Annotated in this window: 24 protein-coding genes; 11 read left to right on the top strand and 13 right to left on the bottom strand. The window is 33.7% G+C overall.

Translation table 11 applies throughout. The annotated features are described in order from the left end of the window. Window positions 1-19 precede the first annotated feature (19 nt). From HYN56_RS23440 to HYN56_RS23425, 4 genes are all read right to left on the bottom strand, one after another. Window positions 20-478 carry a sensor of ECF-type sigma factor gene (locus HYN56_RS23440; protein WP_109194415.1) on the bottom strand — a complete coding sequence of 153 codons (459 nt, stop codon included), beginning with the start codon at window positions 476-478 and terminating at the stop codon, window positions 20-22. Between the two features lie 29 nt (window positions 479-507). Then, window positions 508-933, bottom strand: coding sequence for a hypothetical protein (locus HYN56_RS23435; RefSeq protein WP_109194414.1), 426 nt, complete (start codon window positions 931-933; stop codon window positions 508-510). Between the two features lie 33 nt (window positions 934-966). Continuing rightward, the gene (locus HYN56_RS23430; RefSeq protein ID WP_109194413.1) at window positions 967-1,509 is read right to left on the bottom strand and encodes an RNA polymerase sigma factor; all 543 of its coding nucleotides are present in this window, start codon (window positions 1,507-1,509) and stop codon (window positions 967-969) included. A 75-nt stretch (window positions 1,510-1,584) separates the two neighbouring features. Next, a complete protein-coding gene (locus HYN56_RS23425) occupies window positions 1,585-2,766 on the bottom strand; it encodes an SRPBCC family protein (protein WP_109194412.1) in 1,182 nt (393 codons plus the stop codon). Window positions 2,767-3,220: 454 nt separating this feature from the next. On the opposite strand from HYN56_RS23425, the gene HYN56_RS23415 reads away from it, so the two are divergent. Then, entirely contained in the window at window positions 3,221-3,601 is a 381-nt protein-coding gene (locus tag HYN56_RS23415; RefSeq protein ID WP_091491839.1) for a pyrophosphohydrolase domain-containing protein, read from the top strand. A gap of 57 nt (window positions 3,602-3,658) precedes the next feature. Here the strand turns inward: HYN56_RS23415 and HYN56_RS23410 are convergent, their stop codons facing one another. Continuing rightward, a complete protein-coding gene (locus HYN56_RS23410; RefSeq protein ID WP_109194410.1) occupies window positions 3,659-4,729 on the bottom strand; it encodes a branched-chain amino acid aminotransferase in 1,071 nt (356 codons plus the stop codon). 307 nt (window positions 4,730-5,036) lie between these two features. Between HYN56_RS23410 and mnmD the strand changes: the two genes are divergently transcribed. Both mnmD and HYN56_RS23395 read left to right on the top strand, forming a co-directional pair. Then, complete coding sequence (gene mnmD / locus HYN56_RS23400; protein WP_109194408.1) at window positions 5,037-5,699, top strand: tRNA (5-methylaminomethyl-2-thiouridine)(34)-methyltransferase MnmD; 663 nt, start codon at window positions 5,037-5,039, stop codon at window positions 5,697-5,699. A 166-nt stretch (window positions 5,700-5,865) separates the two neighbouring features. Further along, a complete protein-coding gene (locus HYN56_RS23395) occupies window positions 5,866-6,063 on the top strand; it encodes a hypothetical protein (protein WP_073416676.1) in 198 nt (65 codons plus the stop codon). Between the two features lie 29 nt (window positions 6,064-6,092). Here the strand turns inward: HYN56_RS23395 and HYN56_RS23390 are convergent, their stop codons facing one another. Then, window positions 6,093-7,040: a LysR substrate-binding domain-containing protein gene (locus tag HYN56_RS23390; RefSeq protein ID WP_091491836.1), complete on the bottom strand. Its 948-nt coding sequence runs from the start codon at window positions 7,038-7,040 to the stop codon at window positions 6,093-6,095. A 107-nt stretch (window positions 7,041-7,147) separates the two neighbouring features. Here HYN56_RS23390 and HYN56_RS23385 point away from each other — a divergent pair, with 107 nt between their 5' ends. The 4 genes from HYN56_RS23385 (at window position 7,148) to can (ending at window position 10,512) form a co-directional block, all read left to right on the top strand. Beyond that, the gene (locus HYN56_RS23385) at window positions 7,148-7,627 is read left to right on the top strand and encodes a Dps family protein (RefSeq protein WP_109194407.1); all 480 of its coding nucleotides are present in this window, start codon (window positions 7,148-7,150) and stop codon (window positions 7,625-7,627) included. 122 nt (window positions 7,628-7,749) lie between these two features. After that, complete coding sequence (locus HYN56_RS23380; RefSeq protein WP_240622623.1) at window positions 7,750-8,031, top strand: hypothetical protein; 282 nt, start codon at window positions 7,750-7,752, stop codon at window positions 8,029-8,031. A gap of 85 nt (window positions 8,032-8,116) precedes the next feature. Further along, window positions 8,117-9,763 carry a SulP family inorganic anion transporter gene (locus tag HYN56_RS23375; RefSeq protein WP_109194405.1) on the top strand — a complete coding sequence of 549 codons (1,647 nt, stop codon included), beginning with the start codon at window positions 8,117-8,119 and terminating at the stop codon, window positions 9,761-9,763. Window positions 9,764-9,876: 113 nt separating this feature from the next. Beyond that, window positions 9,877-10,512: a carbonate dehydratase gene (gene can, locus HYN56_RS23370; protein ID WP_109194404.1), complete on the top strand. Its 636-nt coding sequence runs from the start codon at window positions 9,877-9,879 to the stop codon at window positions 10,510-10,512. A 40-nt stretch (window positions 10,513-10,552) separates the two neighbouring features. Here the strand turns inward: can and HYN56_RS23365 are convergent, their stop codons facing one another. Together HYN56_RS23365 and HYN56_RS23360 are read right to left on the bottom strand one after the other, a co-directional pair. Further along, window positions 10,553-11,755, bottom strand: a complete 1,203-nt coding sequence (locus HYN56_RS23365) for an LETM1-related biofilm-associated protein (RefSeq protein WP_109194403.1) — start codon at window positions 11,753-11,755, stop codon at window positions 10,553-10,555. Between the two features lie 109 nt (window positions 11,756-11,864). Beyond that, window positions 11,865-12,392: a superoxide dismutase family protein gene (locus tag HYN56_RS23360; protein WP_091491826.1), complete on the bottom strand. Its 528-nt coding sequence runs from the start codon at window positions 12,390-12,392 to the stop codon at window positions 11,865-11,867. A gap of 214 nt (window positions 12,393-12,606) precedes the next feature. Between HYN56_RS23360 and HYN56_RS23355 the strand changes: the two genes are divergently transcribed. The 4 genes from HYN56_RS23355 (at window position 12,607) to HYN56_RS23340 (ending at window position 15,090) form a co-directional block, all read left to right on the top strand. Next, window positions 12,607-13,044 carry an META domain-containing protein gene (locus tag HYN56_RS23355; protein WP_109194913.1) on the top strand — a complete coding sequence of 146 codons (438 nt, stop codon included), beginning with the start codon at window positions 12,607-12,609 and terminating at the stop codon, window positions 13,042-13,044. Window positions 13,045-13,048: 4 nt separating this feature from the next. Beyond that, window positions 13,049-13,564, top strand: a complete 516-nt coding sequence (locus HYN56_RS23350) for a DUF4251 domain-containing protein (protein WP_109194402.1) — start codon at window positions 13,049-13,051, stop codon at window positions 13,562-13,564. A 38-nt stretch (window positions 13,565-13,602) separates the two neighbouring features. Then, window positions 13,603-14,523, top strand: coding sequence for a transporter (locus HYN56_RS23345; RefSeq protein WP_109194401.1), 921 nt, complete (start codon window positions 13,603-13,605; stop codon window positions 14,521-14,523). An 81-nt stretch (window positions 14,524-14,604) separates the two neighbouring features. Beyond that, a complete protein-coding gene (locus HYN56_RS23340) occupies window positions 14,605-15,090 on the top strand; it encodes a hypothetical protein (protein WP_109194912.1) in 486 nt (161 codons plus the stop codon). A gap of 74 nt (window positions 15,091-15,164) precedes the next feature. Here HYN56_RS23340 and HYN56_RS23335 read toward each other — a convergent pair whose 3' ends face one another. From HYN56_RS23335 to HYN56_RS23315, 5 genes are all read right to left on the bottom strand, one after another. Next, window positions 15,165-16,259: a glycoside hydrolase family 18 protein gene (locus HYN56_RS23335; protein WP_240622622.1), complete on the bottom strand. Its 1,095-nt coding sequence runs from the start codon at window positions 16,257-16,259 to the stop codon at window positions 15,165-15,167. Between the two features lie 225 nt (window positions 16,260-16,484). Continuing rightward, window positions 16,485-18,290, bottom strand: a complete 1,806-nt coding sequence (locus tag HYN56_RS23330; RefSeq protein WP_109194400.1) for an acyl-CoA dehydrogenase family protein — start codon at window positions 18,288-18,290, stop codon at window positions 16,485-16,487. A 212-nt stretch (window positions 18,291-18,502) separates the two neighbouring features. Then, a complete protein-coding gene (locus HYN56_RS23325; RefSeq protein WP_109194399.1) occupies window positions 18,503-19,684 on the bottom strand; it encodes a thiolase family protein in 1,182 nt (393 codons plus the stop codon). 60 nt (window positions 19,685-19,744) lie between these two features. After that, window positions 19,745-20,101: a four helix bundle protein gene (locus tag HYN56_RS23320; RefSeq protein WP_109194398.1), complete on the bottom strand. Its 357-nt coding sequence runs from the start codon at window positions 20,099-20,101 to the stop codon at window positions 19,745-19,747. A 105-nt stretch (window positions 20,102-20,206) separates the two neighbouring features. Beyond that, entirely contained in the window at window positions 20,207-22,597 is a 2,391-nt protein-coding gene (locus HYN56_RS23315) for a 3-hydroxyacyl-CoA dehydrogenase/enoyl-CoA hydratase family protein (protein WP_109194397.1), read from the bottom strand. Window positions 22,598-22,613: the final 16 nt, after the last annotated feature.

Raw genomic sequence — 22,613 nt, 5'->3', positions numbered from 1 at the left:
TGTTGTTTCTTAATTGTGCTTAATCTTTTCCAGCTTTGTCTCTGTATTGCTGAAGTAATTTTCGATTAAAATCGTCTTCCGATTTTTTAAGTTTTAGTATCTTTTTGGCTGATAATATTTTCTTCAAGCTCGCCATGTATTTTTCACGAAGTACATACAATTCTTTATCAGTGCTTTCTATTTGAGATAATAATGTTACAGCATCTTTTTCTGAAAGATTGTTGATGTTGTCATCGTTTAATTTTCTCAGATAAGTCTTCATTTTTAAATGCTTTAGATCGAATTGTTTGTCGTCGTAAGCATTATACACGGGCCAGAATTTTTCGGCTTCTGTTGAAGTTAATTCTAGCTCTGTAGTTAAAAATGAAACTTTAAAAGCTTTGATTTTTTCACGTTTTTCGTCGATTTTTCCATTTTGTGCAAAAAAGGAAAAACTGGTCAGAAAGAGCAGGAGAGGTAAGATGTTTTTTATTTTCATTGTTAAGTTAAGTTGGAGTTAAGTTTAATTTAGTATTGTTCTGAAATTAAGTGTTCTATATTTGGACTTGTAGATAAAATGTCTTCTATCGTTTCATCTTCAAGTGTAATGTCATTGTTTAATTTTTCAATATCGCTGTCATCTAATTTTTGAATTAAATCATATTGGGTCAAATTAGACTGATAAGATAAATAAGTTTCTAATGCAGCCTCGTCAAGATCATTTGATGTTGCTTTGTAATTGTTTACAATGGGGATCATTAAAGCCATACCAATTATTACAGCGGCAGCCAGAGAAAGTATTTTTTTACGTTTGTAAAATGGAATTACTTTAACTTCTTTTTCATTTCCATTTAACTGTTGTAAAACTTTCTCCGAAAAATCATCAAAATAATGCTCCGGAGTTTTAAATCCTGATTTGATTTTAGGTTCGTTTTCTAATTTAAATGTTTTCATAATATCTATAAGATAGTTTTAGTTACAAAAGGTTTAATTTGATGTAACATATAATTCAATTTTTTTTACTGCATGATGATAAGATGCCTTAAGGGCACCAACAGAAGTTCCTAAGATTTCTGCAATTTCTTCATATTTTAATTCTTCAAAATATTTCATTTTGAAAACTAATTGTTGCTTTTCCGGAAGTGTTACAATTGCTTTTTGAAGTTTGATTTGAATTTCATCTCCATCAAAATAAAGATCAGCTTTCAGATTGTCGATTGTTTTATTCTGCAAATCCTCAGATGAAATGCCGCTTAATTTTGCTTTTTGAGATAAGAAAGTCAATGCTTCGTTTGTGGCAATACGATACATCCAGGAGAAGAGTTTACTTTCGCCTTTAAAGTTTTTAAGATATTGAAAGACCTTTACAAAAGTGTTTTGTAAGACATCATCAGCATCATCATGATTCAAAACAATATTTCGAATATGAGAATACAACGGTTTCTGATAATCAGACAGGAGTTTTTGAAACGCGGTATTCTGCGTTTCAGGGTTTAATAATTGTTTTATAAATTCCTTCTCGTCTGTCAAACTTTTTGTTTTGTAAACCTTCTTAATATAAGTTAGACTGAATTTAAAACAAAAGGTTTAATAGACCTTGAAAAATTAAAATTCAGATTGTTCTTCTTCTTGTGCAGGAGGTGTTGTGGTAGCAGGTGCAGGAGTAGCGGCAGGTTTGCGTTTTACCACCGGTGCTGTTTGTGTTGGTTCCTGTTCCTGAGTCTGCGTTTCAGATGAATAAACTGGCTGGGTAACTACTGGTTCTTCTTTAGGTATTATTGGGAAATAAATTTCGGTTACTAACTTAGATGAACCTTTTACATCTAATTTACTTAAAGTCAATATTTCAAGATGCGACCAGCTTAACTGTGGAGTAATTTTTCCGTTGTTTATAAAAGCGGTTGTTTTGGCAATAGCTTCGTTTCTATGAGAGTAATCTCCGGTTAGAGTTGTTTTTACAGCATCAAATCCATTTAGTTTTCCGGATAAAATATCACTTCCGGAACTGATAGAAATTTCTTTATTGATTGGAAGACAGATTGAGATTTTAGCTAAACCGGTTTTAGTATCATAAGTGTGATAGATGATAAAGGGTTTTCCGCTTGCCGACAATCCGTTTGTTTCACTAAAATGAATCAGTTTTGGAATTACAATTCGGGCATTTTTGTTTACTTTTTCAATTTCGCTTGTAAAAGTTTGGCGAATGTAAGGTGTCTCAGTTTTCTTTACTAATCCATCAACTTTGATAGCGTAAGTTTTAGTTTCGTAATCAAGGTTTTTGTCAATATTAGCTAAACTCTTTTCGTAGATAGTTCCAATGACTTTATTGGAACCTCCATGTAAGGCAGTATATATTTTGAAAAGAAAGCTCATTGTTCCTTTTGCTTTCCACGTAACTTTAGTTTTTCCGTTCAAAGTATCTTTTAAAGTCCAGGAAACATCGGCTTGCGTACCGTCATATTGCATTTTTTGTTCAATGCTTTCGCCTTCTTTTGTTTTAAGAGTGGTTGCATTTCCTTTTCCGTCAACTCCATCCCAATAAAAAGATGCGCCATTTCCGCTTGTTTTATTTGGAAAAGTCATTTTTATGGAAGGATCTTCAACGGACCATGATTCAAAATCTTCGTAATTTCTAAAGTCATTAAGATAACTGTAAACCGTTGCACGAGGCGAATTGATTACTTTACTTCTCTCTACATCAAAAATTCCTTTTTGTGTAGCAACAAAAACGGTAAGGGCAACAAGACTTAATAACGCAAAAAGAAATAAATACTTAAGAATTTTCATTGGTAGGTTGTTTGATTTCGTAAAGTTATAAATTTATCATGAGTCTTACTAATAACCAAAAATTATTAGGTTTTATTTTAATCAGATGAATTTTTAATTCTGAAATGACTCTTTTACGCTCAAAAAATAATTATCTCTTAAAAAAGATTTTGATTAAGAATAAAATAGCTATAAACAGCAAAAACACAAGTAATACTTTATAGTTTCCTTTGTAAAAGATTTTATGCAGTGCCAAATCTTTTCGATAAGCAAATATCATTATGATTACAAACGCAATAAAAAAACACACTCCAAATAGTATTTGTCCCTGACTAAACATAGCTTTAAAAATTATTTTCGGCAAATTTAGAGAATTGTATACGATTTGCTGTTACATTGCCTTTTGATTTAATTCAATTTTATTTTAATTTTATGAAGAAGTGATTTAAATTAGCCAAAAAAAGAAAACTACTATATGAAAAAACAACTTGACGCCGTAACAGAATTTCACACTGCTTTTAAAATTGGACACAGTACAACTCCAACTGCCGATTTAGGAGCTGAGAAAAAATTACTTCGTTATAATTTAATGAAGGAAGAAAATGAAGAATATTACGAAGCGGTTCAAAATAATGATTTAGTTGAAATTGCTGATGCCCTTGGAGATATGATGTATATTTTATGCGGAACAATTATTGAGCATGGCTTGCAAGATAAAATCGAAGCTGTTTTTGATGAGATTCAGCGCAGTAATATGAGTAAATTGGGAGAAGACGGTCAGCCGATTTACCGTGAAGATGGTAAAGTAATGAAAGGGCCGAATTATTTTAAACCGGACTTTTCAAAATTATTCTAAAAATAAAAAAACCGATAAAAATAAATTTATCGGGTTTCTCTTTTATATGGTTTTGGATTATTGCACCTTAACTGTCCATCCGTAAGTGTCTTCAGAAAGTTTGTTTTGAAGACTTGTTAGTTTTTCTTTTAAGAATGAAGCGTATGAATTCTCGATTGGAGCCATTTCATAATATTCATCTTTGTATGAGAATCCTTTGATTACGCTGATAACTGCTGCAGTTCCTGCTCCAAAGATTTCTTTTAAAGATCCGTTTTTAGCTGCTTCAACTAATTCTGAAACAATTACTGGACGAACTTCTACTTTTAAGCCTTCTTTTTCAGCCATTGCGATCAAACTTTTTCTGGTCACACCATCTAAAATTCTTTCGCTTGTTGGAGCTGTTAATAAAGTATCGTTAATTCTGAAGAAAACGTTCATTGTTCCCGCTTCTTCCAGTTTTGTATGTGTAGCATCATCAGTCCAGATCACTTGTTGGAAACCGTCTTTGTTTGCTAAGTTGGTTGGGTAGAATTGTGCAGCATAGTTTCCGGCAGCTTTTGCAGCACCAATTCCGCCATTTGCAGCTCTACTGTAATGTTCAGCAATAATTACTTTTACTTCGCCTCCGTAATATGCTTTTGCAGGAGAAAGTAAAATCATAAATTTATATTCATCAGATGGATTTGCAATAACACCAGGTCCTGTAGCAATCATAAATGGACGAATGTACATACTTGCACCATTTCCTCTTTGAATCCAGTCTTTGTCTAATTTCAATAATTCATTCAAACCATCCATAAAAATAGCTTCCGGGATTTCCGGCATTGCCATTCTTACCGCAGAACTATTAAAACGTTTGTAGTTTTCATCTGGTCTAAACAACCAAACATCATTATTGTCATCTTTATAAGCTTTCATTCCTTCAAAAATAGCTTGTCCGTAATGGAAGACTTTTGAAGATGGATCCATCAAAATAGGAGCATAAGGTTTAATGACAGGATTTTGCCATTGCCCGTTTTTAAAATCGCATTCGAATAAATGGTCTGTAAATACAGCACCAAAACTTAAGTTGTCAAAATCTACTTCATTGATTTTTGTAGAAGTAGCTTTTATGATTTCAATTTTGCTTGTTTGAGTTGTACTCATAGTTCTGTAAGTTTTTTGCGAGATATTTTTCACTGTAGAAAATCTAAAGCGATGATATCATGTGAAATAGAATTTATTGAATGCAAAATTACGCAAAAATATGTAAAATGCTTAGTGAAAATTCATTATTTACTGGTTTTGATTGAGATTTATTTATCCTATAATAAACTCAAATATTTAATTGATTTTTATAAAGAATTTATGAAAAAAGTATCGATTTTTAAGGCTTTACGCATTAGTTTTGACTAATTTTGAATCTAAATAGGACTTGAAAATCAATAAAAAGCCATTGTAAATTTCGAAAAAAGTGAAAAGGGAAATAATTAAAACGCTAGATGGCTCAACTACAATTCGTTTACCGGAATGGGACGAATGTTACCATTCTAAACACGGTGCAATTCAGGAGGCGAAACATGTATTTATCAAAAATGGTTTATCATTATTTGATGGATCGGTAAGTATACTGGAAATTGGTTTTGGGACTGGTTTAAATGCTTTTATAACTTTTTTAGAGTCCATTAAAAAAGGACAGAACATTGATTACGTTGGAGTAGAAGCGTATCCGGTTGATGCTGATGAAATTTTGGAAATGAATTATGCGAAAGAACTCGACGCATTGGAATTTGAGAACATTTTCGAGAAAATGCATAAAACAGAATGGAACCAAAAGGCAGAAATTTGCGACCAGTTCTTATTAACTAAAAGAAAACAATTTTTTCACGAAATAAACGATTTTGAAACTTTTGATTTGATTTACTTTGACGCCTTTGGTTACAGAGTGCAACCAGAACTTTGGAGTACCGAAATTTTTCAGAAAATGTACAATAGTTTAAAACCAAACGGAGTTCTTGTTACATATGCAGCCCGCGGAGTTGTTAAAAGAAGCATGATTGAAGTTGGATTTACTGTAGAAAAATTAGCAGGCCCTCCGGGTAAAAGAGAAATGTTTCGAGCCTTTAAAAAGGTTTAAATGAGTTGTTTAGAACGATTCTATATTGATTTATTTGTTTTAAGAAAACGTATTCGTTGCTAAAGTTTTGAAAAAAAATAGTTAAAAAGAAATTTTATATATGATTAATGTTTAAATTTGGTGCGAGTTTAAAAATAGAGATAACCCCCAAAAATCTTGTTTTATTATGTCAAAAATGATGTTCGATTACACGAAATCAATACTTGAAAGAGTAAGTTTCGATCCGGTGCTTTTCTGCAAAGAGCTAGAAAAAGCTATCAAAACACTGTTACCATACGAAATGGAACAATTACAAGAATGGCTATTAAATTTCATTATTGAAAAGCCAGAATTAAAACCAAGTCTACAGCTAATTAAAGTATAAAAGAAAAGGAGCCAAATTGGCTCCTTTTTTTATGCCTGCTTTTTTTGTAGCGGACTTATGATTTGAACATTCTGAAAAACAATCGCGCCCTTGATTACGCCAGCAATTGTAGAACGGAGTGCATCAATGATTTGCATTTTTAATTCGCTCTTCGGGTAAATCAAACTTACCTCGCGGGCTGGTTTTGGTTCCTTAAAGTTTCGAAGTTTCAGTTTATCGGATTCTTTTAAGTCTAAGGTGTGCAAGTACGGAAGTAACGTTGTGCCAAGGCCTTCGTCTGCCAATTTAATCAGGGTTTCAAAACTACCGCTTTGAATCTGGAAATTAGATTGGTCGGCGTCTGAGACACTTTTGCATAAATTTAAAATCCCGTCTCTAAAACAGTGTCCGTCTTGTAATAATAAGATTTCATTGAGGTTTAAATCGGCAACTTCAATTTCTTCTTTTTGAAAGCTTGCATGCCCTTCAGGAATATAGGCTACAAATGGTTCAAAGTACAATACGATTTCTTTGATTTTTTCATCTTCAAGAGGAGTGGCAGCAATAGCGGCGTCCAGATGACCATTTTTTAATTTTAAAATGATTTCCTCTGTATTCAACTCTTCAATTAAAAGTTTAACTTTTGGATATTTTTTGATGAAGTTGTTTAAAAACATTGGAAGAATGGTTGGCATAATAGTCGGAATGATTCCCAGACGGAATTCTCCTCCAATAAAACCTTTTTGTTGTTCTACTATATCTTTAATACGATCGGCTTCGTTTACAATATTTTTAGCCTGATTTACTATTTTCTGACCTATATCAGTAAGCTGAATAGGTTTTTTACTTCTGTCGAAAATTAAGATATTAAGTTCTTCTTCGATCTTTTGTATTTGCATACTTAAAGTTGGCTGTGTGACAAAGCATTTTTCAGCAGCAAGTGTGAAGTTTTTATGCTCGGCTACAGCTAACACATATTGTAATTGAGTTATAGTCATATTGATAATAAATTTTGATACAAAAATAAGAAAATATAATTTTTATTTATATAAATTTTCTTGAAGTTGCTTTAAATTTGTAGTAAATTAGAGTAAAAAATTAGATCATGAAAACAAATATTTTAGGATTACCGGTAAAAGAGTCAGAATTATTAGTAAAAGAATTGAATGTATTGTTGTCAAATTTTCAAGTGTATTATCAAAATTTAAGAGGAATTCACTGGAACATTCGAGGAAAACGTTTTTTTGATTTACATGTAAAATTCGAAGAATTATATACAGACGCACAATTAAAAATAGATATGATAGCGGAAAGAGTTTTGACAATTGGAGGAACTCCTTTACATACTTTTGAAGATTATATCCAAAACAATAAATTGACTGTTGGAAAAAATATTTCTAATGATGAGAAAGCGGTTCAGTTAATCGTTCACTCTTTGTCTGATTTGTTAAAAATAGAAAGAGAAATATTAAACAAATCAGATGAAATTAATGATGAAGGAACCAATTCGATGATGAGTGACTTTATTTCTGAGCAGGAAAAAACAATCTGGATGATGAATGCATGGCTTGAAGAAACTCTTTAAGGTCTTGTTTTTTAATAAATTAGAAGCAGAACGGCATGAAAATTGCGTTCTGCTTTTTTGTTTTTGTTAAATTTCTATAAAAATCTCTTTGATTTTATTTGTTTAACGCTATTTTTGTTTCAATGAAATTTGTAGCTCGCATATTATTATTCATTTTTATTGCTTTCTTATCGACCCCGACAATTGTTCAGGCGATTAAGAAAGGGAATAGTGCGGCTGTATCTTTTAGTATTGCAGAAGAGGAAGTGCATAAAGAACTTAAAAATGTAATGCATCCTTCTATTCTTGAGCATGAAGTTATCATTCCGGTTTATATCGAGAAAAAAACGATTGTTTCTGAAAATATTGTAAAACTTGACAATATTTCTCCGAGCATTTTTGCTCCACCTCCCAATTTAGCATAATACTTCCGATTATTTTGATCTTTAACCGCATTTGAACAGCAGACGCGGTAAATCTTTTATGAATAATTTTTTTTAGTATTGTGTTATGACAAAAAAAATCAATCTTTTTGCCAACCTTAAATCTGATTTTGCCTCAGGTTTAGTGGTTTTCTTGGTGGCTCTTCCGTTGTGTTTAGGTATTGCAATGGCTTCTGGAGCACCATTATTTTCTGGAATTATCGCTGGTATTGTGGGTGGTATCGTAGTAGGATATCTAAGTCAGTCACATATCAGCGTATCAGGTCCGGCGGCCGGGTTAACAGCTATTATTTTAACCGCTATTACTGATTTAGGAGCTTTTGATGTTTTTTTAATGTCTGTTTTTATTGCTGGATTAATTCAATTAGCGTTAGGATTTTTAAGAGCCGGAAGTATATCAAACTATTTTCCAACCAATGTAATTGAGGGAATGCTTGCGGGTATTGGGATTATCATTATTCTGAAACAAATACCGCATGCCTTTGGTTATGATGCAGATTATGAAGGAGATCAGGCTTTTATTCAAAATGATGGAAGCAATTCTTTTTCGTTTTTATTTGATGTTTTAAATCATATTCAGTTAGGAGCTGTTGTAGTTACTTTGGTTTCGCTGACAATTTTGCTTTGCTGGGAAAAAGTCTCATTTCTAAAAAGAATAAAATTAGTGCCGGGAGCTTTAGTGGCTGTTATTGCCGGAGTTGTTTTAAACGAAATATTTGTATCAACAGGAAGCACTTTGGCAATTGCAAAAGAACATTTGGTTTCTTTGCCAGTTCCAAAATCTTTTGATGATTTTAAATCAATTATAATTATGCCAAACTTTGCATCGGTTACAAATCCGCAGGTTTGGGTAGTTGCCCTTACAATTGCCATTGTCGCTTCTATTGAAACCCTTTTATGCATTGAAGCTTCAGATAGAATGGATGTTCAAAAACGATATACTGATACCAATGTAGAACTTAGAGCGCAGGGTATTGGAAATGTTGTAAGTTCACTTTTAGGAGGTCTTCCAATGACATCAGTTGTGGTACGTTCGTCAGCCAATAATAATGCAGGAGCAAAATCAAAAATGTCTACCATCATTCATGGTGTGCTTTTATTAATAAGTGTTTTATCTATTCCGATGATTTTAAACAAAATTCCATTGGCAACATTGGCAACGGTTTTAATTTTGGTTGGGTATAAACTAGCAAAACCAGCAACCTTTATGCATTTCTGGAAAAAGGGGAAATACCAGTTTGTCCCTTTTATTGCAACTTTGGTCTTTGTCGTTGCGACAGATTTGCTAAAAGGTGTTGCGTTGGGTATTATTATCAGTATTATTTTTGTTTTGAGAGGGAATCTTAAAAGAGCCTATAACTTCAAAAAAGAAGAATATGAAGACGGAGACATCATTCATATTGATTTGGCACAGGAAGTTTCATTTTTAAATAAAGCTGCCATCAAGCAAACTTTAAACGAAATTCCTGAAAATTCAAAAGTTATTATTAATGCTCATGATACCGAATATATCGCTCATGATGTTTTGGATTTAATTCGTGAATTCAAAGAAACCAGAGCAATTGACGAGAATATTAAAGTCAAATTAAAAGGCTTTAAAGAAGCTTATGAACTAGAGAATACGCCGGAAAATAATAATCATGTTACGATTGAACATTATTATGATGTAGCCAAAAGAGAAATAGTTCAGAAAGAAGTTGTTAGAGGAGAATAATTAAAATAAGACACTTTTAAGGTAAAAGAAGTCTCAAAATTTAGGTAACTTTACATCAAGTTCATTTTTTGAGACTATTATAACTTAGAAATTACCACACAAAAAAGAAAAAAATGAGAAAATTTTATGAGCAGTTATTAGAAAATAATAAAAAGTGGGTTGAAACTTCATTGGCAAAAGATCCTAATTATTTTGCTGATTTGGCAAAAGGACAACAACCTCCATTATTATGGATTGGATGTTCTGACAGCCGTGTTCCTGCAAACGAAATTGTTGGTGCAAAACCAGGAGAAGTTTTCGTTCACCGTAACATTGCTAACATGGTTGTTCACTCTGATATGAACATGTTGAGTGTTTTGGATTATGCTGTAAATGTTTTAAAAATTAAACATATTATCGTGTGCGGACATTACGGATGCGGTGGTGTTAAAGCTGCAATGGGACATCAGTCTGTTGGAATTATTGACAACTGGCTTCGTCATATTAAAGATGAATATCGTTTACATGATAAATACTTAAATTCAATTGAGAACGAGGAAGAGCGTTTTAATGCTTTTGTTGAAATCAATGCAAAAGAGCAGGTTTATAACTTAGCCAAAACATCAATTGTTCAAAATGCTTGGAAAAACGGACAAGATTTAATGGTTCACGGTTGGGTTTACGGTTTAAATTCAGGTTTTGTAACTGATTTGAATGTAACCATTAGTTCAAACGAAGAACTGGATTCGGTTTATCAATTAGATCTTTAATAGATATAAAAAAGAAATCGCCTCATAAGGGCGATTTTTTTTATTCGTTTTCGTCAAGATTCTCATTAAATGCTGAAGGAAGCATTGTTGGAATAAACTTGATTAATATCGGTAGTAATAAACTTCCTCCCGGAAGTAAAAATATAGTCAGGGACGGAATGGTTTTACAAATATCCAAAAGCTGTTTTTTGACTTTCTTCTTTTCTTTAGCATCCAAATCCCTTGTGGTAGAGTAAGCAAGTAAGACTACAAGTTCTTTACTCTGCATAATTTCCCGAATTAATCTGTTTTTATTTCTGGTAATCAGTTTTACAACACTGTGTGTCATCTGATCGTAGAAATGTTTAACAGGATTAGAATAATTGAAGTATGGAATCTTCTTTTTGTGAGTTGTAATAAAAGTATTGGTTGTATCCATGCTTTTGGTTACAAAATCATCAGGAATTCCCATTGTTGTTCCTAAAGAATACAAGAAGTAAGCTTCTTCATTTTCAACAACTCCATCACTCCATAAAGCCATTCCGGCCATATCAATTAGGTAATATTGTTCCAGTCTGTTTTTAAAGTAATCCAGATTCAAAGTTTCTAAAGTTTCTACGGTTACTTTTGAAAATTTTGAATATCGGATGGATGCTTCAAAAAGTTTAATCAATAAATCATCATGTTGTGATTTTACCGTTTTGGTTTTTAAAGCCAAACCAACAATTCCTAAAACCGTTTCTTCAATACGTTTTAGATATTTTTCCGGAATTTCACCATGTTCTAAATATTGTCTAAATGCCAAAACATCGATAAACAGTAAAGCATTAGTTACCAGATGAGAAAAGTTTTTACTGATAATGCTATCATTGGTCTGAACTCTCTGGTCAATAATGGTTTCTAAAGATAGAGAAGGAGTGTCTTTTGGCAATAAAATTTTGAACAGGTTAAATCCTTCCGGATTCATCTGTTTGTAAAACTTTAAAACTTCTGAAATAAAATGTGTTGGTTCCGAATTTCTTTTCTCTAAACAAAAAACGTGATAAAGAGTATTAAGTAAGGCAACTTTAGAAATTTCGGTTTTAAACCAGCCTTTTATCGGAATCGGAACTTGCGAATCAATGGCAATAATATGACCATAAATAAATCCCGTTTCTCTTACTTTGTAGTAAAACGATTCTACAGTTTCAAAAGGAATGGTTTCTGAAAACTTCTGTTCGCTAAAAAACTTATCTATCCAGCCGTGTGCTGATGGGTTAATCATTGACTTAATTTTGCTGATGCAAAGCTATGTCTTTTTCTTGTTTTAGAATTCATTTAAAATGAAATAACCACTAGATTTTGTTAAAAATAGTGGTTATTTATGATTTTTCTTATTTGATGATTCCTGCACAGGCAACTCTTCCGCCGGCATTTCCGGTTGGTTGGGTTGTAAAGTCATCTGTTCCTGCGTGTACAATTAAGCCTTTTCCAAGAACGTCTTTGTTGGCATCTCCGCATCCAATACACCATTCATCAGTTGTTAATGTGATAGAACCATTACCTTTTGCATCTGCAGTAAAGTTTCCTATATCACCTTTGTGGTATTCACCAACTCCCCATTTTCCATGTTTTTTGAAAGTAGGATTCCAGTGTCCTCCGGCTGAACTTCCATCGGCTGAACTACAATCTGCTTTTTCATGAATGTGAATGGCATGAACTCCCGGCTCAAGTCCTGAAATTTTTGCAGTAAAAGTAACTTTGCCATTTTTTTCTGTAAAAACAGCGGTTCCACCCACTTTACTATTGCTTTTTGGTTCTAAAGCAACTGTCAAAGTTTTAGCGTCATTTGATTTGTTATTTGTCTTACAGCCAATGATTAAAGCTGTAATTATAGCGAAAGAAACGATTAGTTTTTTCATATTTACGGGCATTTTTAATTAAAGATTAAGTAAATTTAACATAAAATAACGGAATACTTTAACTCTAAAAGTTAAAAAAAAGTCAAACTATACGTTATAATTTAATATCGATTGAGCACAAAACCGAAAAATATTGCTTAAATTCGTTATGGTTTCAATGTTTTTTTTTAGAAATCAAAATTCTCTAATTCGTTCATATTTAATATTTAAAGTTATGATGAAAAAGATTCTTACTCTCGTTTTTTTTAGTTCAATATTGCTTTCCTGTACTGCTTCTAAAAGCAAAAAAACGGACTCCGTTTCTCAACTTGACGGAACTTGGGAACTGAACTATATTACAGGTCCCCGAATTACTTTTGATGGTTTGTATCCAAATAAAAAGCCAACAATAAATTTTGATACAAAGGAAAATCAGGTTTCCGGAAATAACAGCTGTAATTCTTATACAGGAAAACTGGTTGTAAACGGAAACAAAATCGATTTTACGCAACCAATGGCAGTTACCAAAATGATGTGTCTGGATAGCGGTCAGGGCGAAACAACCTATATGAAAACCCTTCAGAAAATAACGTCCTACGATATTACAGATGACGGTAAGACTTTAAATTTTATTTCGGGAGATATTGCAATGATGCGTTTCACTAAAAAATAGTAAGATGAAAACGAAACTATCTATTTTGTTCTTGTTTTTTGTTTTAAGTGTATCAATGAACGCTCAGGAAAAAACAAAAAAAGAGGTTAAACAAGAAAAAGAACTTCAAAAGCAGAAAGAAATACAAACGCTTTTAGAAACTAAAAAATTCGTTTTTGAAGCACAAAAAGTGACACCACAAGGAGGAAGATTAATTCAGCTAGACTACAATACCTATTTTTTAAAATTTGATACCGAAAATACAACTTGTGATCTTCCTTTTTTTGGGCGTGGATATAATGTGGGATATAATAGCGATGGCGGAATTAAATTTGAAGGAAAACCAGAAAATATTAAGATTGAAAATAAAAAGAAAAGCACTATTCTAAAGGCTACAGTTCGGGGAAAAAATGATGTTTATGACTTGTTTTTTACTATTTTCTCTAACGGATCAGCTACGCTCAATGTAAATAGTAATAACAGAGCGCCAATTTCTTATGACGGACTGGTAAGTGCGCCTAAAACATCAGATAAAAAATAACTCAAATAGTACAAAACCGCCTCAAATTCTTTTATTTTATGATCAAAAGAATCTATTGGTTGCCGGAAAAAAAAAGACAGACTCTTTTGTTTTTCTTTTTTGGAGTTTTTTCATTTTATGCCCAGGATTTAGAACCCAGAGTTTACGCAAATGTCCCTAAGCATCTTAATGTTGCTTCATTAGGATATCTTTTTATGAATGGAAATGTACTAACTGATCCTTCTTTACCCATTACCGATTTTACACTTCATAGTCATAATTTAGCTTTAAATTATATCAGGACTTTTGGTCTGTCCAATAAACTGGCCCGCGTTCAGCTTACACTACCGTATACGTTTATGGATGGTTCTCAAACCAGAACAAACGGAGATGTTTTGACTGGCTCGCGAACGGGTTTTGCAGATATGAAAATCAGATTCGGAATTAACCTTTTGGGGTCACCGGCACTAGATAAATCGGAATTTAGAAATTTTGAGCAGAAAACAATCTTGGGAGTCAGTTTGGTAACATCTGTACCAACTGGAAAATATTACGCAGATAAACAAGTAAATATAGGTACTAATCGTTGGGGATTTAAACCGGAAATTGGCGTTTCAAAACGATTTACACATTTGTATGCAGAAGCGTATGCAGGGATTTGGTTTTATACGGATAATAATGATTTTATGGGGAAAAAGCTGGAACAGAAATCCACTTACAGTCTTCAGGCACATGCAAGCTATTATTTTAAAAATCAGATGTGGGTTGGGTTTAATACAAATTGGTTTTTTGGAGGAAAAACGATAACTGATGGTGTTGCTGATGATAGTCAGATTGATAACTGGAGAGTAGGAGGAACATTTTCTACACCTATTGCAAAAGGTCAGTCACTTAGATTGCAATATCATGTTGGAGCTTACACCAATAACGGACTGAATTATTACGCCTTATCTCTGGCTTATCAATATTCATTTTTTTAGTTTGATAAGTTTTAATGTGTTAAAAATCAGTATATTTGAGTAATGCATATTGTTTTTAAAAACAAATTAAAAATTAGAACTATGAAAAAATTAAGTCTTATTCTTATTATGGCCGTTGCCTCATTTTCATCTTATGCACAATCTTCTTTTAAAGAAGATGTAGATGTTTTACAAAGTGTTTACGGAAAATCTAAAAGTGAATTGGTAAAGCAGTACATGAATCTATCGGATGTGCAATCAGCAGCTTTTGCTAAAGTTTATGATGACTATGAAACACAGCGAAAAGCACTGGGGCAGACGAAATTTCAATTAATCAATGATTATGCTGCCAATTATGAAACACTTACTGATGCTAAAGCAGATGAATTGGCCAAAGGAACTTTAAAAAATCATATTGCTTACGAAAAGCTTTACTGTAAAACCTATTCAAAAGCTAAAAAAGCAATTGGATCAATTAATGCTGCAAAATTTATTCAGTTGGAAGTTTATCTGCAAACTATTATTCGTAGTGAAATATTGGAGGCTATTCCGTTTATTGGAGAATTAGACAAATCAAAAGTGCAATAGAACTTTACTATTTATAAAAAACAGAAAAGGCAGTTGTTTGTAATGCAACTGCCTTTTTTATGTTCTTAAGTGGATTATTTTGCTGTTTTCACTTTGTAAATTTCATTTACCATTCCGTCGCGGAAACTGTCTAAAGTAAGTTCCCAAAACATGATTCCACCTAATTTTTTAGCTTTTACATATTCTGCTTTTGCTTTAATAGATTTTAAATCATCTGAAGTAGCAAAAGTTTTTGTTGAAGCATTGTACCAATAAGGTGCTTTAGCTTTGTCATCCCAGAAATATTTCCAGCCATTTGCTTCTGTGTAAGTTTTAGCATAATCTTTAAAATTAATACCTTCAACGTGTTTTCCAGCCTGATATAATCCGTTGTTGATGTTTTCAACATTGATCCATTGTCTGGTATAAAAAGCACCGCCAATTACTAATTTTTCTGCAGGAACGCCTTGTTTTAATAAAAACTCTACAGTACGGTCTGTAGATTCTTCGTTTGGATTTGTACTGTACAATGGAGTATGATGTCCAGTAACCTGAGAATATCCGTTTACCAAATCGTAGCTCATAATATTGATACGATTTACTAATGGAGTAACCGCTTTCCAATCAATAGATTCGTCCAAATATTTTTGGAAACCACCAGCAGCAAAACTCAATTCGTATTTTTTACCTAATGTGGTACGTAAAATTTTAACTAACTCAGTAAAGTTAGGTTTGTCAACTGCCTGATATAAATGACCAGGAAGTCCTTCAATAGCAGGATATTCCCAATCCAAATCCAAACCGTCTACTTTATAAGAATCACTTAAAGTTTTCACCGATTTTGCAAATTTTAGGCGTCCTTCAGCAGTAGAAAAAGCAGCTGAACAAGGTTCGCATCCGCCCCAACCACCTAGTGATACTATGATTTTTAATTGTGGATTTTTAGCTTTTAGCGAAACTAAATGTTTAATTGTAATAGAATCTTTTGGAGAATCGACAGTTAGTTTTCCATCTTTTAAATGACAGAAACTAAAGATAATTTGATTTAGTTTTCCAACTTCATATTGGTCAATAAGTTGAGAATCGCCTGTGTAATAGGCAATAATATCCATTTTTTTATTTTTCTGTGCAAAACTATTGGAGATGCTAATGCACATTAATGCTAATGTAATAAAGGTAATTCGTTTCATTTTTTTGTTTTTAGCGTTTTTGGAATGCTAAATATACAGCAATAGACTCAATATTTAATCCTTTAGAAGAATCAAAAAATCAATTTTAACGAAAATTTTGCAAATAGTTGCAAAAATATTGCGTCGATTTATCCTTTTACTTTTAGAAAAAATAAAAAATAAACCCGCGCAGTTTCGGACTTGCGCGGGTTTAAACAAATTAAAAAGCTAAAAACTATTTTGAATTTAGAAGCAGTATGAATTTTCTGCAACTAATTTTTCTGCAATTTTTTCTCTCAATGCCACAACATTTGGCAGATTAGTATATTTAGTGAAACGTTTTAGTCCCATTAACATCATACGTTGTTCGTCACCTTCAGAGAAAGAAGCAATTCCTTCTTTTCCTCTTAAGTTTACAATATCAACTGCTTTGTATAAATATAATTTTGCCATAGCAATTTGCTCCTGAACTTTATCTTCGCCTTGGGCTTTTGCTAATTTTTCAGTTCTCAAAATAGTACTTTCAGCCATGTAGATTTCGATTAGGATATCGGCAGCAGCCATTAATAATTGCTGGTGAGAATCTAATTCAGGACCATATTTTTGAACAGCACTTCCGGCAACCATTAAGAACACTTTTTTCAGGTTAGCCACGATTACTTTTTCTTCTGAGAATAATTCAGAGAAATCCGGTGTATCAAAAGATGGAATTCCCATTAATTCTTCCTGAACTTTCATTGCTGGTCCAAGTAAATCAACGTGACCTTTCATTGCTTTTTTGATCAACATACCTACAGAAAGCATTCTGTTAATTTCGTTTGTTCCTTCGTAAATACGAGCGATACGAGCATCTCTCCAGGCACTTTCCATTGGAGTATCTTCAGAGAATCCCATTCCACCAAAAACCTGAATTCCTTCATCAGAACAGTTTTGAACGTCTTCAGAAACCGCTACTTTCAGGATAGAACACTCGATAGCATATTCTTCAACACCTTTCAATTCTGCTTCCTGGTGACTTGTTCCTTCTGCTTCACGAGCAGCGATTCTGTCTTCGATATCTTTTGCAGCACGGTAAGAAGCACTTTCTCCAGCGTAAGCATTAGTAGCCATTTCAGCTAATTTAGAACGGATAGCGCCAAAAGATGAAATTGAAGTATTGAACTGAATTCTTTCGTTAGCATATTTTACAGCTCCAGAAGTAACTCTTCTTTGAGCATCTAAACAAGCGGCAGCCAATTTAATACGACCAACGTTTAAGGCATTCATTGCGATTTTGAAACCGTTTCCTCTTTCAGATAACATGTTTTCAACCGGAACTTTTGTTTCGTTGAAGAAAACCTGACGAGTAGAAGAAGCACGGATTCCTAATTTATGCTCTTCTTCATTCATAGAAATTCCGTTTGCTGGATCGTTTTCTACGATGAAACCTGTAATGTTTTTATCATCTCCAATACGAGCAAAAACGATGAAAACACTGCAGAAACCTGCATTCGAAATCCACATTTTTTGACCTGTAATAGAGTAGTGTTTTCCATCTTCAGATAAAACCGCTTTAGTTTTTCCTGAATTAGCATCAGATCCTGCGCCTGGTTCCGTTAAGCAATAAGCACCAAACCATTCTCCAGAAGCTAATAACGGAACGTATTTTTTCTTTTGTTCTTCAGATCCGTAAAGTGTAATTGGCATAGTTCCAATTCCTGTGTGAGCACCAAAAGCAGTAGAGAATGAACCTGTTGCTCCAGAAATGTAGTCGCAAACCAACATTGTAGAAACAAATCCCATTCCTAATCCACCGTATTCTTCAGGAACTGCAACTCCTAAAAGTCCAAGTTCACCAGCTTTACGCATAGATGATTCTGTGTAAGCGTAATCTTTTTTCTCAAAACGATCTTTATGCGCCCATAATTCTTTGTCAACGAACTCTTTTACAGAGTCACGCATCATTAACTGCTCTTCAGAGAAATCTTCTGGTGTGAAGATGTCCTCGCATTTTGTTTCTTTAACTAAAAACTGACCACCACGTGTCACGTTTTTTTCGATTGTATCTGCCATGATTATGTTTTTTTTATTTTTTATTTGTGCTCAATCTTGTCATTTCGACGAAGGAGAAATCTCCACAAGTAGCTCCACAACGATTGACAAACTTTGAGGATAATTGTCGTGGAGATTCCTCGTTCCTCGGAATGACAAACTAGATGGTTACTTTGTGGAAATGCTAGTGTGATTCTTCGTTCCTCAGAATGACAAACATTGTTTATACTTCCTTATAACACCTCGTAAATACCAGCGCTTCCTTGCCCAGTTCCCACACACATTGAAACGATTCCGTACTTATTACCTCTGCGTTTCATCTCATCGAATAACTGAACAGAAAGTTTAGCTCCTGTACATCCCAGAGGATGACCTAAAGAAATTGCTCCACCATTTACGTTTACGATTTCTGGGTTAATGTTTAATTCGCGAGTTACTGCTAAAGCTTGTGAAGCAAAAGCCTCGTTTAATTCAATTAGCTCAATATCGTTTAATGTTAATCCTGCTTGTTTCAAGGCTTTCGGAATTGCTTTTACCGGTCCGATACCCATAATTCTTGGCTCAACACCAGATGAAGCAAAATTTACCAAACGTGCAATTGGTTCAAGGTTTAATTCTTTTACCATTTCTTCGCTCATAATTAAAACGAATGCTGCACCGTCGCTCATTTGAGAAGAGTTACCTGCTGTTACACTTCCGTCCGCAGCGAAAACTGGTCTTAAACCTGCTAAAGCTTCTTTAGAAGTTCCTGCTCTTGGTCCTTCGTCTTTATTTACAACGTATGATTTTGTTTCTTTTTTGCCGTTTTCATTGATGAAAGTCTGCTCAACAGTAATTGGAACGATTTGTTTATCGAATTTTCCTTCTGCTTGTGCTTTTAATGCTTTCATGTGAGAGTTGTAAGCAAACTCATCCTGATCTTCTCTAGAGATTTTGTATTGATTAGCCACCGCTTCAGCAGTTAAACCCATTCCCCAGTAGTAATCTTCGTGACCTGCAGCAGCAACTTTATAATCCGGAGTTGGTTTGTAACCTCCCATCGGAATGTAACTCATACTTTCTGCACCACCTGCAATGATACAATCTGCCATTCCTGATTGGATTTTAGCAGTCGCCATTCCGATAGTTTCTAATCCAGATGCACAGTAACGATTTACTGTAACACCAGGAACATCTTCAACTTTCAATCCCATTAAAGAGATCAAACGTCCAACGTTAAGACCTTGTTCTGCTTCCGGCATGGCATTTCCTACCATAACGTCATCGATACGTTTTTTATCAAAATTAGGCAGTTCGTCCATCATAAATTGGATCGTTTCTGCAGCTAATTCATCAGGTCTTTTAAATCTAAAAACACCTTTTGGAGCTTTTCCAACTGCTGTTCTATATGCTTTTACTATATATGCTGTTTTCATAAATGAGTGTATTTTGTATATTGTATATCGTATTTTTGTATACTGTAATTTGTAAAATGTTTATTTTGTATCTAAAGAAGCTTGAAGCTTAATGAGCATGTTCTGTATGTGTTGGATTTCAGATTCTAAAAAATTAAAAACTTCTTGTTCCATGTAACCAATATTTTTACAAATAATCAGCTGTGTTTCAAACTCAAAAGCAGATCCTAATGAAATTCCCAAAAAGTTATTAAAATCCTTAGGAGATTTTCGTCCGCAACCTTCAGCAATATTTGATGGAATAGAAACTGCGCATCTCCTTATTTGTGAGGTCAAACCATAAATCTCTTCCTTTGGAAATGTTTGAGATTTTAAGTAGGTATTAGTCACAAGTTCAATTGCCTTTTGCCAAACTTTCAATTCTTTAAAATAATTCATCTTTTACTTTTATAGTGTATTACTTATATCTTGTAATAATGTAAAATATATCAAGTATTGACAGATGAAGACTGTAAATACAGTATACATTTTACAATATACAATCTAGTTACGAAGCGGTTTTCCTTTAGTTAACATATATTGAATTCTCTCTAAAGTCTTACGTTCCGTACAAAGAGATAAGAAAGCTTCACGTTCGATATCTAATAAATATTGTTCAGATACTAAAGTAGCTTCAGATAAATCACCACCAGCCATTACGTAAGCCAGTTTGTTAGCGATTTTCTTATCGTGCTCAGAAATGTATTTTCCAGCTTCCATTTGATCTGTTCCAACTAAGAACATACCTAAAGCTTGTTTTCCTAATACTTTAACATCAGTTCTTCTGATTGGCTGTGTATAACCAGCTTCAGCCATTAACAATGCATGTTTTTTAGCTTCAGCAATCTGACGATCTTTGTTTACTACGATAACATCTTTTCCGTGTTGAAGAAGTCCAGTATCAAAAGCTTCATAACCAGAAGTCGAAACTTTAGCCATAGCGATTGTCAAGAAATATTCTTGAAGAACGTTCAATTCCACATCATTTTTGCGGAATAAATCGGATGCTCTTAAAGCCATTTCTTTAGATCCACCTCCGCCAGGGATAACTCCAACACCAAATTCAACTAATCCCATGTACGTTTCTGCAGCAGCAACTACTTTATCAGCGTGTAAGCTCATTTCGCATCCACCACCAAAAGTCATTCCGTGAGGCGCTACTACAACTGGAATAGAAGAGTAACGAACACGCATCATGGTGTCTTGGAACAATTTAATCGCCATGTTCAATTCGTCGTATTCCTGCTCAACTGCCATCATGAAAATCATTCCGATATTAGCACCAACAGAGAAATTCGCTGCTTGGTTACCAATAACTAAACCTTGATATTCTTTTTCAGATAAGTCGATTGCCTTATTGATTGCAGTAAGAACGTCACCACCAATTGTATTCATTTTAGATTGGAATTCTAAGTTTAAGATTCCGTCTCCTAAATCCTGAATGATTGCACCACTATTACTCCAAACTTTTTTGCTTTCGCGGATGTTGTTTAGAATAATGAATGAATCTTGTCCAGGAACTTTAACTTGTGATTTTGTTGGAATGTTATAGAAATAAGTTGCTCCTTCTTTTACAGAGTAGAAACTTTCGCTTCCAGAAGCCAGCATTTCAGTAACCCATGCAGCAGGCGCTAAACCTTCCGCTTTCATGATTTCAATTCCTTTGGCAACACCAATAGCATCCCAGATTTCGAATGGACCATTTTCCCATCCAAAACCAGCTTTCATGGCATCGTCAATTTTGTATAATTCGTCTGAGATTTCAGGAATTCTGTTTGACACATAAGCAAACATTCCAGCGAAACTCTTACGGTAGAATTCTCCCGCTTTGTCTGTTCCTTTTACTAAAACTTTAAAACGATTGATTGGTTTATCAATAGTTTTTGTTAGTTCAAGAGTAGCAAAATTTGCTTTTTTCGCAGTGCGGTATTCTAATGTATCTAAGTCTAAAGAAAGAATATCTTTATCTACTTTTTTGTAAAAACCTTGTCCAGTTTTGCTTCCTAACCAATTATTTTCCATCATTTTATTGATGAAATCAGGAAGTTTGAACAATTCGTGTTGTTCGTCGTTAGGGCAGTTTTCGTAAATACCGTTAGCAACGTGTACCAAAGTATCCAATCCAACAACGTCAACCGTACGGAAAGTAGCCGATTTTGGACGACCAATTACTGGACCAGTCAATTTATCAACTTCTTCAATTGTTAATCCCATTTCTTTCACTAAATGGAATAAACTTTGGATTCCGTAAATACCAATTCTGTTTCCAATAAACGCTGGAGTATCTTTAGCAACAACCGAAGTTTTTCCTAAGAATTTAGATCCATATTCGTTTAAGAAATCCAATACTTCAGTAGAAGTTTTTGGACCAGGAATAATTTCAAATAATTTTAAGTAACGCGCAGGGTTAAAAAAGTGAGTTCCGCAGAAGTGCTGTTGGAAATCTTCGCTTCTTCCTTCACTCATAAAATGAATTGGAATACCAGAAGTATTAGAAGTAACCAAAGTTCCCGGTTTACGGAATTTCTCGATTTGTTCAAAAACCAATTTTTTGATATCCAAACGTTCCACTACAACCTCAATAATCCAGTCAACATTGGCAATTTTTGCCATATCATCAGTCGTATTTCCAGTCGTGATTCGGTTTGCGAATTTTTGGCTGTAAATAGGAGATGGATTCGATTTTAATGAATTCGCCAAATGTTCGTTTACCACACGGTTGCGAACGGCTTTACTTTCAAGTGTTAATCCTTTTTTAGCTTCAGCTTCGGTCAGTTCACGCGGTACAATGTCCAGAAGTAAAACTTCCACACCAATGTTAGCAAAATGACAAGCTATACCTGAACCCATAATTCCGGATCCAATTACAGCAACTTTTTTAATTGTGCGTTTCATACTTGTTATTATTTGT

Source organism: Flavobacterium crocinum (assembly GCF_003122385.1).
GTDB lineage: Bacteria > Bacteroidota > Bacteroidia > Flavobacteriales > Flavobacteriaceae > Flavobacterium > Flavobacterium crocinum.
This window is presented reverse-complemented; position numbering and strand designations above follow the sequence as displayed.

Excerpts from the sequence above, each read along its gene's own strand:
- HYN56_RS23345 (WP_109194401.1), top strand. The coding sequence starts at position 13,603 with ATGATCAAAAGAATCTATTGGTTGCCGGAAAAAAAAAGACAGACTCTT.
- HYN56_RS23320 (WP_109194398.1), bottom strand. The coding sequence starts at position 20,101 with ATGAATTATTTTAAAGAATTGAAAGTTTGGCAAAAGGCAATTGAACTT.
- HYN56_RS23395 (WP_073416676.1), top strand. The coding sequence starts at position 5,866 with ATGTCAAAAATGATGTTCGATTACACGAAATCAATACTTGAAAGAGTA.
- HYN56_RS23385 (WP_109194407.1), top strand. The coding sequence starts at position 7,148 with ATGAAAACAAATATTTTAGGATTACCGGTAAAAGAGTCAGAATTATTA.
- HYN56_RS23415 (WP_091491839.1), top strand. The coding sequence starts at position 3,221 with ATGAAAAAACAACTTGACGCCGTAACAGAATTTCACACTGCTTTTAAA.
- HYN56_RS23350 (WP_109194402.1), top strand. The coding sequence starts at position 13,049 with ATGAAAACGAAACTATCTATTTTGTTCTTGTTTTTTGTTTTAAGTGTA.
- HYN56_RS23325 (WP_109194399.1), bottom strand. The coding sequence starts at position 19,684 with ATGAAAACAGCATATATAGTAAAAGCATATAGAACAGCAGTTGGAAAA.
- HYN56_RS23440 (WP_109194415.1), bottom strand. The coding sequence starts at position 478 with ATGAAAATAAAAAACATCTTACCTCTCCTGCTCTTTCTGACCAGTTTT.
- HYN56_RS23380 (WP_240622623.1), top strand. The coding sequence starts at position 7,750 with ATGAAATTTGTAGCTCGCATATTATTATTCATTTTTATTGCTTTCTTA.
- HYN56_RS23315 (WP_109194397.1), bottom strand. The coding sequence starts at position 22,597 with ATGAAACGCACAATTAAAAAAGTTGCTGTAATTGGATCCGGAATTATG.
- HYN56_RS23365 (WP_109194403.1), bottom strand. The coding sequence starts at position 11,755 with ATGATTAACCCATCAGCACACGGCTGGATAGATAAGTTTTTTAGCGAA.
- HYN56_RS23335 (WP_240622622.1), bottom strand. The coding sequence starts at position 16,259 with ATGAAACGAATTACCTTTATTACATTAGCATTAATGTGCATTAGCATC.
- can (WP_109194404.1), top strand. The coding sequence starts at position 9,877 with ATGAGAAAATTTTATGAGCAGTTATTAGAAAATAATAAAAAGTGGGTT.
- HYN56_RS23355 (WP_109194913.1), top strand. The coding sequence starts at position 12,607 with ATGATGAAAAAGATTCTTACTCTCGTTTTTTTTAGTTCAATATTGCTT.
- HYN56_RS23360 (WP_091491826.1), bottom strand. The coding sequence starts at position 12,392 with ATGAAAAAACTAATCGTTTCTTTCGCTATAATTACAGCTTTAATCATT.
- HYN56_RS23340 (WP_109194912.1), top strand. The coding sequence starts at position 14,605 with ATGAAAAAATTAAGTCTTATTCTTATTATGGCCGTTGCCTCATTTTCA.
- HYN56_RS23390 (WP_091491836.1), bottom strand. The coding sequence starts at position 7,040 with ATGACTATAACTCAATTACAATATGTGTTAGCTGTAGCCGAGCATAAA.
- HYN56_RS23425 (WP_109194412.1), bottom strand. The coding sequence starts at position 2,766 with ATGAAAATTCTTAAGTATTTATTTCTTTTTGCGTTATTAAGTCTTGTT.
- HYN56_RS23410 (WP_109194410.1), bottom strand. The coding sequence starts at position 4,729 with ATGAGTACAACTCAAACAAGCAAAATTGAAATCATAAAAGCTACTTCT.
- HYN56_RS23330 (WP_109194400.1), bottom strand. The coding sequence starts at position 18,290 with ATGGCAGATACAATCGAAAAAAACGTGACACGTGGTGGTCAGTTTTTA.
- HYN56_RS23435 (WP_109194414.1), bottom strand. The coding sequence starts at position 933 with ATGAAAACATTTAAATTAGAAAACGAACCTAAAATCAAATCAGGATTT.
- HYN56_RS23375 (WP_109194405.1), top strand. The coding sequence starts at position 8,117 with ATGACAAAAAAAATCAATCTTTTTGCCAACCTTAAATCTGATTTTGCC.